Origin of the sequence: Sporomusa sp. (assembly GCF_035561255.1) — a bacterium.
GTDB lineage: Bacteria > Bacillota > Negativicutes > Sporomusales > Sporomusaceae > Sporomusa.
In genome coordinates this window covers 1-9,117 of the sequence record NZ_DATMXX010000089.1, presented here as the reverse complement: position 1 = coordinate 9,117, position 9,117 = coordinate 1, and the positions used below count along the sequence as shown (strand labels likewise).

Genomic DNA, 9,117 nt, shown 5'->3' with positions numbered 1-9,117 from the left:
GCTGTGATATTTCCGGATTTACAAATAATTATTGGTTTCTATGCTTTAATCCACCAAGATTTTCATATCAAAAAAATATTGGCAGGAAATTAAGCATATGTAGGAGAATGAAAGGATGAAACAATTCTAATGGAACAATCTATTTGAGGTGAACTAGTTTGGTAAAAGTGATTGCTATCGCCAATCAAAAAGGAGGAGTAGGCAAGACCACGACTGCAGTTAATCTGTCGGCTTGCCTGGCTGAATTGGGTAAAAAGGTGTTGCTTATTGATATTGACCCGCAGGGTAACTCCACCAGCGGATTGGGATTCAATAAAGGATCAATTAAACGGTGTGTCTATGATGCTTTGGTGAATGACGTGCCGCTTGAAACAATTGTGCTCCAGACACAAATTCCTAATCTTAAGTTGCTGCCGGCAACCATTCAACTGGCTGGGGCTGAGATTGAGCTTGTATCGATGATGTCGCGTGAAGGTAAACTAAAAAGGGCTCTGGATAAAGCCAAATTCAGCTATGAATATGTCCTGATTGACTGTCCTCCTTCATTAGGCTTACTCACGATTAATTCGTTGACGGCCGCTAACTCGGTCCTTGTCCCTATCCAATGCGAGTTTTATGCATTGGAAGGCTTAACTCAATTAATGAGTACGGTGAGCTTAGTACAAAAGAATTTAAATCCGGTTTTGACCCTTGAAGGGGTCGTGCTTACTATGTTTGATGCCCGTACTAATCTATCTATCCAGGTTGTCGATGAAGTTAAAAATCATTTTCGGCATAAAGTGTATCAAACTATTATTCCACGGAACGTACGCTTAAGTGAGGCACCCAGCCACGGACAGCCTGTGATAAAATATGATCCCAAGTCTAAAGGGACAGAGGTATATTTTGATTTAGCGCGTGAGGTGATTGGTGATGAGTAAACGAGGATTGGGACGAGGATTAGATGCCTTGTTTGGCTCGCCTGCGTCTGTTGAAACAAGCGGAGAGACTGACACGAATGAGATTACAATCAAAGATATTGTTCCTAATCCGCATCAGCCCCGGCAGGAGTTTGATGAAGAGACCTTAGCTGAGCTGGCACAATCGATTAAGCAACATGGTGTTATTCAACCGGTTATTGTGCGCAAGACACTTAGCGGCTATGAATTAGTAGCTGGTGAGCGGCGGTGGCGGGCCTCGCAGTTAGCCGGGTTGAAACAAATTCCGGCGGTGGTGCGTGATTATACAGATGCTGAGATGATGGAGATTGCCTTAATTGAGAATCTACAACGTCAGAATCTCAATCCAATTGAAGAAGCAATGGCTTTCCGGCGGCTTATGGAGGAGTTTGGATTAACCCAGGAAGAAGTAGCCCAAAAGATTGGACGCAGTCGTTCAATGATTGCTAATATTGTACGTTTACTTAATCTGCAGCCAGAGATTCGGGATTTTGTTTCACGTGGAACATTATCTATGGGACAAGCCAGACCATTGTTAGCTTTGGAAATACCTGAATTACAACTTGAGGCGGCCAAACAGATTGTCGAGGAGGACTTATCGGCCCGGGATTCGGAAGAATTGGTACGCCGTCTTGCTGCTCGGCGTTCGCCCACAAAAAAAGAGGCTAAAGTTGATCAGACTCAGGTTGATGACGATAACCAATTCTTTATGAACGAATTTGAAGATCGTTTAAAAATGATGCTTGGTACTCAGGTTCGGATTAAACCTGGAAAATTAAAGAGTAAAATTGAAATTGAATATTATTCTTCTGAAGACCTAGAACGGATTATCGAAATGCTGTCCAGCCGGCAAGAAGCGGCTAGCACTAAATTTCATGGACAGCTTGTAGTGTAAAACGAAGAATGTTTCACGTGAAACAAATCGCTTTGGACTCCAACCAGATGGGGGTACGTAGATATGCGGGTAGAGACGGATTTGCTAGGAGAACGGGAAGTTCCTGCTGATGTGTACTATGGAATTCATACATTGCGGGCAATAGAGAATTTTCCGCTATCAGGCTATAAAGTATCTTACTTTCTAATCAAAGCAATTACCTTAATAAAAAAAGCAGCAGCAGAAGTCAATGCTGAATTAGGCTATTTATCCAAAGAGATGGCGCAAGCGATTGCCATTGCAGCAGATGAGGTAATGCATGGTAAATGGTGTGATCAATTTGTTGTTGATGCATTGCAGGGTGGAGCCGGAACTTCAACCAATATGAATGTCAATGAAGTGCTTGCCAACCGGGCTATTGAACTTTTAGGCGGGCGGCCTGGCGATTATGATATCGTACATCCCCTTAATCATGTTAATATGCATCAATCTACAAATGATGTTTATCCAACCGCCCTTAGAATTGCAGCAATATGGTTGCTTAAACCACTAAGTGAGGGCTGTGCTGCGCTGCAGGAGGCATTGCAGGCTAAGGAAGCTGAATTTGCCGGGGTTATAAAGGTTGGCCGCACCGAAATGCAGGATGCGGTACCTGTCATGTTAGGGCAGGAGTTTAGCGCCTATGCAGGTGCGGTTTCCCGCGACCGCTGGCGGCTCTATAAAGTTGAAGAGCGTTTGCGCCAGGCAGCCTTAGGCGGCACAGCTATTGGGACCGGACTTAATGCTGACCGGAAGTACATATTTATGGTAAATGACAGGGTACGGCAATATGCCGGTATCGGTTTGGCCAGAGCCGAAAACATGATTGATGTTATTCAGAATGCTGATGTTTTTGTTGAGGTATCCGGCTTGCTTAAAGCCTTGGCAGTTAATCTGGGTAAGATTGCCCATGATCTTAGGCTGCTTTCTTCAGGCCCCCGGGCTGGACTGGGGGAGATAAAGCTGCCGGAACGGCAGGCTGGTTCTTCAATTATGCCTGGTAAAGTAAATCCAATTATCCCGGAAGCGATTAACCAGGTTGCTTTTCATGTTATGGCCTCAGACATGGCGATTACCATAGCGGCGCAGTCAGGCCAGCTTGAACTAAATCCATTTATGCCATTAATTGCGCATCATCTGTTAGAAAGCCTGTCGGTATTAACGAATGCAGTAAAGGTTCTAAATGAATTTTGTATTCAAGGTATAGTTGCAGATTCTGAGCGGTGCCAGGCGTTATTGGCAGGCAGTCAGGTCAGTGTTACGGCTTTGGTTCCACATATCGGGTATGATCTGGCCTCAAAGGTTGCCCGCCTGGCCTTGGCAACAGGTGTGACTGTGCGCCAGGCGGCGCTGGAATTAGCTGTTTTGCCAGAACTGCAAATTGATGCCATTCTGGACCCCAGGGCGATGACGCGGCCAGGAATTGCCGGCGCACAAAAGTGAGATAAGGAGGGGGATAACCATATGCAAGAAACTCCCAAGGGTTCGCGGCTGCATATTGCGATCTTCGGACGGCGCAATGCCGGTAAGTCAAGTTTAATAAACGCCCTTACCAGCCAGGATATTGCGCTGGTTTCTGCTGTGCCTGGGACAACTACTGACCCCGTATATAAAGCCATGGAAATATTGCCGATTGGGCCTGTTATGATTATTGATACAGCCGGCATTGATGATGTCGGTGATTTAGGCTTGCTACGGGTTGAGCGAACCATGCAGGTGCTTAATAAGGCCGATTTAGCCGTGGTAGTCATCGAGCCAGAACAAGGGGTTACTGAATTTGAGCAGGAGCTTGTAAAAGATATCCGCAAGCGCGGCATACCCATCGCGGCAGTTGTCAATAAAAGTGATTTTATATCAATTGCATCCGATATTCTGGCAAAATGGGGTGCCCTGCTGGACTTGCCGCTAAGTAGTATTAGTGCAAAAAGCGGTCAGGGTATTGAAGAATTAAAACGTTTAATTATTACTTTGGCCCCGGATAATTGGGAAGGGCCGCCGGTTATTGGTGACTTGGTGTCGCCGGGAGATACCGTTGTATTGGTTGTACCTATTGATCTGGCTGCACCCAAAGGCCGCCTAATTCTGCCCCAGGTTCAGACAATCCGGGATCTTTTAGATAATGATGCCTGTGCTGTTGTTGTTAAAGAGCGTGAGTTAAAAGAAGCCTTGGAGGGGTTAAAAAGCCCGCCGCGGATGGTTGTCACTGACTCGCAGGAGTTTATGAAGGTGGGCGCAGACACCCCGCCTGGTGTTATGCTTACCTCATTTTCAATTTTAATGGCGCGACACAAAGGTGATCTTGAGACGCTGGTAACCGGGGCTAAAGCTATTGAGGCCCTACAGCCTGGAGATAAGGTGCTTGTTTCCGAAGGTTGTACACATCACCGTCAGGCTGATGATATTGGCCGGGTGAAAATTCCCCGCTGGCTCAGACAAGCAGTGGGCGGAGAGCTGGAGTTTGAATGGTTTTCCGGCAGTACATTTCCCCCAGACTTGAAGAAATATAAGCTTATTGTACACTGCGGCGCATGCATGCTTAACCGGCGGGAAATGTTATATCGCCTGGCAATGGCCAGGGAGGCGGGGGTGCCAATAGTCAATTATGGACTATTAATTGCCCAGGTCCATGGCATTTTGTACCGGGCCCTTGAACCATTCCCGCTGGCCCGGATGATACTTGAAGATTAGGAGCGAATGAGCTTGATCTATCTTGATAATGCGGCTACTACCTGGCCTAAACCAGAGGTTGTCTATCAGGCCGTTGATAGCTGTTTAAGAACAATGGGCGCAAATCCCGGGCGTGGTGGTCATAGTATGGCGCGGCAAGCCAGTTTGTTACTCTATGAAGCGCGCGAAGCGCTGGCCGAATTATTTGCCATTGATGATGCCAATCAAATTGTATTTACCCATAATGCTACAGATGCTATCAGTATGGCTGTGTTTGGGCTGTTATGCCCTGGTGATACAATTGTTACAACAGCCATGGAACACAATGCTGTAGCCAGGGCAGTTCGTTTTGTTGAAGCAAAAGGGGTAAATGTCAGCGTTGTCCCCTGTTCCTGCAACGGACAACTTGATCTGGGAGCAATGCAGGCAGCTCTTAGAAACAAACCTAAAGCTGTAATTATGAGCCATGCTTCTAATGTCACCGGCACGGTTATGCCTGTAGCTGAGATTGGAGAAATGACCAGGCAGTCAGGTGTGACTTTGATTGTTGATGCAGCTCAGACGGCTGGGGTTGAGTCAATTGATGTTGCCGCTATGGGGATTGATATACTGGCATTCAGCGGCCACAAGGGTTTATTGGGGCCGCAGGGAACCGGGGGTTTATATGTCAATGAAAGGGTAGCCGTTGCACCGCTAAGGGTTGGTGGAACCGGCAGTCTGTCTGAATCAGACCGTCAGCCTGAGTTTATGCCTGACCGGCTGGAGAGTGGTACGCCCAATACGCCGGGGATTGCCGGGCTGAAAGCCGGTGTCCAGTTTATCTTGACTACAGGGCGAAAAAAAATACAAGCTAAAGAACTGGAACTAACCCAATTACTGCTTGCAGGCCTAAATGATATTGAGACCGTAAAAATTCACGGTCCTATAGATAATGCCGGACGCACCGCCGTAGTATCGTTTACTGTGAACGGCAAGGATAGCGGTTTGGTTGCTCATGCCCTTGATCGGGAATACGGCATTGCTTGCCGCTCCGGACTACATTGTGCTCCCTGGGCCCATCAGACACTAGGTACGCTCAAGACAGGAACAGTGCGGTTTAGTCCAGGGTATTTCAATACACCGGCAGAGATTAGTCTGGCAATTGCTGCTGTACGGAAGCTGGCTGCTCAAGGAGGATTATAGAAATGAAGGGTACCATCGTTAATGCTGCCGCCGTACTTGCCGGATCAGGGGTGGGGCTGGCGTTAAAACGCGGCATTCCGGAGAAATATCAAAATACGATCATGCATGGCATGGCGTTGGCAGTTGGGGTTATCGGTTTGCAAATGGCCTTCAAAACAGAAAATATTCTTATCGTTATTTTAGGCTTAGCAATCGGTGCAGTGTTTGGTGAAGCACTTAATATTGATAAGGGTCTTGTCAATATGGGTGAGTGGTTGTCATTGAAACTTGGTAGTTCCAATAAAGCAGATCAAAGCAGTATTGGTCACGGTTTTGTTACTGCCAGCCTGGTATATTGTATTGGAGCGATGTCTGTTGTTGGGGCGATTCAAGATGGACTGAGCGGCGACACAAGTACATTGTATGCAAAATCATTGCTAGACGGTATTACCGCAATCGTATTTACTTCCAGCATGGGTATTGGAGTAATGTTTTCCAGTATTTCAGTTTTAATATATCAAGGCCTGATTACCCTGCTTGCCGGCTTTTTCAGTGCAGTACTTTCTGACAGTGTAATTAAGGAAATGACTGCAACCGGCGGCATTCTTATTGTTGGGGTGAGCATACTAATGCTGGAACTAAAAAATATAAAGCTGGCAAACTTGTTGCCGGCAATCCCCGCTGCAGCTGTCATCGCTTATCTTTGGCCAGCAATGTAGCAGAGTTACTAGTTTTCGCAGATTAGAGGAAAGGTGATACAATGACAGCTATGGACTTGTCTCAGTATACAGTATTCATTACAACAAATCTTCCTTATATTTTGCTTGGGTTAACTGTGTTGATTTTTGTGGCACTTATCGTTTTTATCAACATCAATATGAAAATGAGCAGATTGAATAGACGCTATCAAAGAATGATGGCAGGCATGGATGGTGTTAACATCGAAAGGCTACTTGTCCATCATGTCGAAGAAGTCCGCCAGGCAGTGGATAAAGTTAACCGCCTTGAGGGTGAGTGTCGCCGTCTGGACACAATTACGGCAGCATCTATCCAGTATGTTGGAGTCGTCCGGTTTAATGCTTTCGAGGATACCGGCAGTGATCTAAGCTTTGCTCTTGCTTTACTGGACGGGAAAAAGAACGGGGTTGTATTGTCAAGTATTTATGGGCGAAATGAGTCTCGGGTATACGCCAAACCGGTAGTCAAGGGTGAATCGACCTATTACCTGACAGATGAAGAAAAAGGTGCGTTGGATAAAGCAGTGGGAAAAAGTTCATAAATGGGCAGGATTTTAGCGAGTTTTGGCGAATAATACCAAATCAGGTGTAAAAGTAGATACAAGAAGGTGATATTATTGAATCAAAAAACGCCAAAACCTGATAGACGCGAATATACTTTGATGATTGTGCCCCATCACGCCAAATCTGTATTAAGTGTCCGCATACCAATCAAAACAGTCAAATATGCAGCCGCAGCGCTGGGTATTTGTCTTACAATACTGTCAGGCACGATGCTTAATTATCGTTATCAGGCTAATGTAGCCACCCAGGAAAAAACGGAATTAACTCAGCTAAGGGAAGTAAACAGCAAGCAGTATTCAGAACTTGAGGAGCTTGCGAAAACGACAGCTCAACTGCAGGAAGATATGACCCGATTGAATCAACTTGACGCTGATCTGCGCCGACTGGTAAATAGTGAAGATGCAACATCAACCTCCCGCTCAGCTCCTGTTAGGGTCGGAAACCACAGTGGGCAGGGTGGTCCGGAAAGTAAGCCTAGTATTAATGAACTGAGTAATCTGGTCAAAGATCTTGGAAGCTCTGTCAAAGAAAGGGAACAAAGCCTCTTAAGTTTAAAAAATTCGTTAATCGAAAAAAATGAACGCTTAGCGGCGACCCCGTCTATCTGGCCTACGAGTGGTGACATTACCTCCCGCTTTGGTTGGCGTAGCTCGCCCTTGGGCTGGGGCAGTGACTGGCATCCAGGTATTGATATTGCCAATGATACCGGTACGCCGATTGTTGCTACTGCTGATGGCGTAGTTGCCAGTAGCAGTTGGTACGGCGGTTACGGAAAAATGGTTGAAATTAACCATGGTAACGGGATTGTTACTATTTATGGTCATAACTCTGAACTATTGGTTACTCCAGGGCAAAAAGTCAAAAAAGGCGAGATCGTGGCTTATATGGGGAACACCGGTCTCAGCACCGGGTCACATTGCCATTATGAAATCCGCGTGAACGGCACGGCGGTTAATCCGTCAAGTTTCTTATGAGGGGGACCCGCAACCATGTTTGGCAGTAAAAAACAAGCAATCAGCATGAGTGATCAAGTTGGAACGATTATTGGTCGAGATACCTCATTTAAAGGATGTATAAACTCGCAGGGCACGATTCGTATTGACGGCCAGCACGAAGGAGAACTTATTACTGCCGGGGATATTGTTGTTGGTGAAAGCGGCCGCATGCAGGCCCAATTGAAAGCCTGTAACGTAATTGTTGCCGGTATGGTAACCGGTAATATTGAAGTCTCGGACAAATTGGAACTTCTTCCTACAGCCAAGGTGTATGGCGATATCAAGGTAGGTACGTTAACTATTAACGAGGGCGCAGTATTCCGCGGCGCCTGCCAGATGCTCAAGGAGTTGCCAAGTAGCGAAGATGCTGAATAACCCCAAAATAAAACCCAGGACACTCTGTCGAGTATCCTGGGTTTTCGTATGCCAGCTATTATTGTGAATGGCTTTGGGGACGACCTAAGCCAAAAGATAAACCATGGGCAATTGTATCTGCCATTTTCATGACCAAATTGAGACGTGTACTCTGCAGTACCAGGTGTTCCATAAATCCGCCGACATTGACAATGCCGGTGATATATGCATTGCCAACAGGTGGCAGGTCTTTATTGACGGCAGCACCCGGTTTGAGTGAACCCTGGCCTAGTGTGACATAGCCCACATTCTCAAGTTTACCCAAGCAGGCATCTACGGCAATGACAAAAGGGGCAGTGAAAGTGGTGTTAATAGACTTAAGCATGGCTTCAAGGTTAGTAGCATGAACAGGATCATCCAGGGTGCCATAGATATGTGGGAATAAATTGATACTTTTAAGCTTAGTACCTGTTAACGGGCCAAGGGAATCACCAGTTGAACGGTCAGTACCGATACATAATACTACAATCTCATGTCCATCAGTTTTGGCGTTTTGGACGAGATTGCGTACAGACATAGCCAGGTCATAGACCGCACTTGGCTGGGTAATATTAAATCTGGACTCTTTTGCAGGTTCAGGGGCAGGAGGGGGTTTAACAGGGGACAATTTATTTAGCCCCGGGAAACTTAAAATGTTATTTAGCATGCCACAGCTCCTGTTAGATATTTGTTATTACCATTATGTGTAAGATAAGGGGAAACTATACGTGACAGCAGGAATTTTCATG

Annotated in this window: 10 protein-coding genes; 9 read left to right on the top strand and 1 reads right to left on the bottom strand. The window is 46.1% G+C overall.

Annotated elements, in window-relative coordinates; genetic code table 11:
- The first annotated feature begins 158 nt into the window (after nt 1-158).
- The 9 genes from VN379_RS05395 to VN379_RS05355 all read left to right on the top strand — a co-directional run bounded on the left by VN379_RS05395 (nt 159) and on the right by VN379_RS05355 (nt 8,350).
- A complete protein-coding gene (locus VN379_RS05395; protein ID WP_325531594.1) occupies nt 159-920 on the top strand; it encodes an AAA family ATPase in 762 nt (253 codons plus the stop codon).
- On the top strand, nt 913-1,833 hold the full coding sequence (locus tag VN379_RS05390) for a ParB/RepB/Spo0J family partition protein (protein ID WP_325531592.1): 921 nt from the start codon (nt 913-915) through the stop codon (nt 1,831-1,833). The genes VN379_RS05395 and VN379_RS05390 overlap by 8 nt, the downstream gene beginning before the upstream one ends.
- Nucleotides 1,834-1,896: 63 nt before the next feature.
- Nucleotides 1,897-3,294 carry an aspartate ammonia-lyase gene (locus VN379_RS05385; RefSeq protein WP_325531590.1) on the top strand — a complete coding sequence of 466 codons (1,398 nt, stop codon included), beginning with the start codon at nt 1,897-1,899 and terminating at the stop codon, nt 3,292-3,294.
- 21 nt (nt 3,295-3,315) lie between these two features.
- Entirely contained in the window at nt 3,316-4,539 is a 1,224-nt protein-coding gene (gene hydF / locus VN379_RS05380; RefSeq protein WP_325531588.1) for a [FeFe] hydrogenase H-cluster maturation GTPase HydF, read from the top strand.
- Nucleotides 4,540-4,551: 12 nt separating this feature from the next.
- Nucleotides 4,552-5,700: an aminotransferase class V-fold PLP-dependent enzyme gene (locus VN379_RS05375; RefSeq protein ID WP_325531586.1), complete on the top strand. Its 1,149-nt coding sequence runs from the start codon at nt 4,552-4,554 to the stop codon at nt 5,698-5,700.
- A 2-nt stretch (nt 5,701-5,702) separates the two neighbouring features.
- Nucleotides 5,703-6,398 (top strand): DUF554 domain-containing protein, encoded by a 696-nt coding sequence (locus tag VN379_RS05370; RefSeq protein ID WP_325531584.1) that lies wholly within the window; start codon nt 5,703-5,705, stop codon nt 6,396-6,398.
- A gap of 41 nt (nt 6,399-6,439) precedes the next feature.
- Nucleotides 6,440-6,958: a DUF4446 family protein gene (locus VN379_RS05365; RefSeq protein WP_325531582.1), complete on the top strand. Its 519-nt coding sequence runs from the start codon at nt 6,440-6,442 to the stop codon at nt 6,956-6,958.
- Nucleotides 6,959-7,024: 66 nt separating this feature from the next.
- Entirely contained in the window at nt 7,025-7,954 is a 930-nt protein-coding gene (locus VN379_RS05360; RefSeq protein WP_325531580.1) for a M23 family metallopeptidase, read from the top strand.
- Nucleotides 7,955-7,969: 15 nt separating this feature from the next.
- Entirely contained in the window at nt 7,970-8,350 is a 381-nt protein-coding gene (locus VN379_RS05355; RefSeq protein WP_325531578.1) for a polymer-forming cytoskeletal protein, read from the top strand.
- A gap of 58 nt (nt 8,351-8,408) precedes the next feature.
- Here the strand turns inward: VN379_RS05355 and yyaC are convergent, their stop codons facing one another.
- Complete coding sequence (yyaC, locus tag VN379_RS05350) at nt 8,409-9,035, bottom strand: spore protease YyaC (protein ID WP_325531576.1); 627 nt, start codon at nt 9,033-9,035, stop codon at nt 8,409-8,411.
- Nucleotides 9,036-9,117 lie beyond the last annotated feature (82 nt).

Coding starts and splice junctions, on each gene's coding strand:
- VN379_RS05390 (WP_325531592.1), top strand. CDS start 913: ATGAGTAAACGAGGATTGGGACGAGGATTAGATGCCTTGTTTGGCTCG.
- VN379_RS05385 (WP_325531590.1), top strand. CDS start 1,897: ATGCGGGTAGAGACGGATTTGCTAGGAGAACGGGAAGTTCCTGCTGAT.
- hydF (WP_325531588.1), top strand. CDS start 3,316: ATGCAAGAAACTCCCAAGGGTTCGCGGCTGCATATTGCGATCTTCGGA.
- VN379_RS05370 (WP_325531584.1), top strand. CDS start 5,703: ATGAAGGGTACCATCGTTAATGCTGCCGCCGTACTTGCCGGATCAGGG.
- VN379_RS05365 (WP_325531582.1), top strand. CDS start 6,440: ATGACAGCTATGGACTTGTCTCAGTATACAGTATTCATTACAACAAAT.
- VN379_RS05355 (WP_325531578.1), top strand. CDS start 7,970: ATGTTTGGCAGTAAAAAACAAGCAATCAGCATGAGTGATCAAGTTGGA.
- yyaC (WP_325531576.1), bottom strand. CDS start 9,035: ATGCTAAATAACATTTTAAGTTTCCCGGGGCTAAATAAATTGTCCCCT.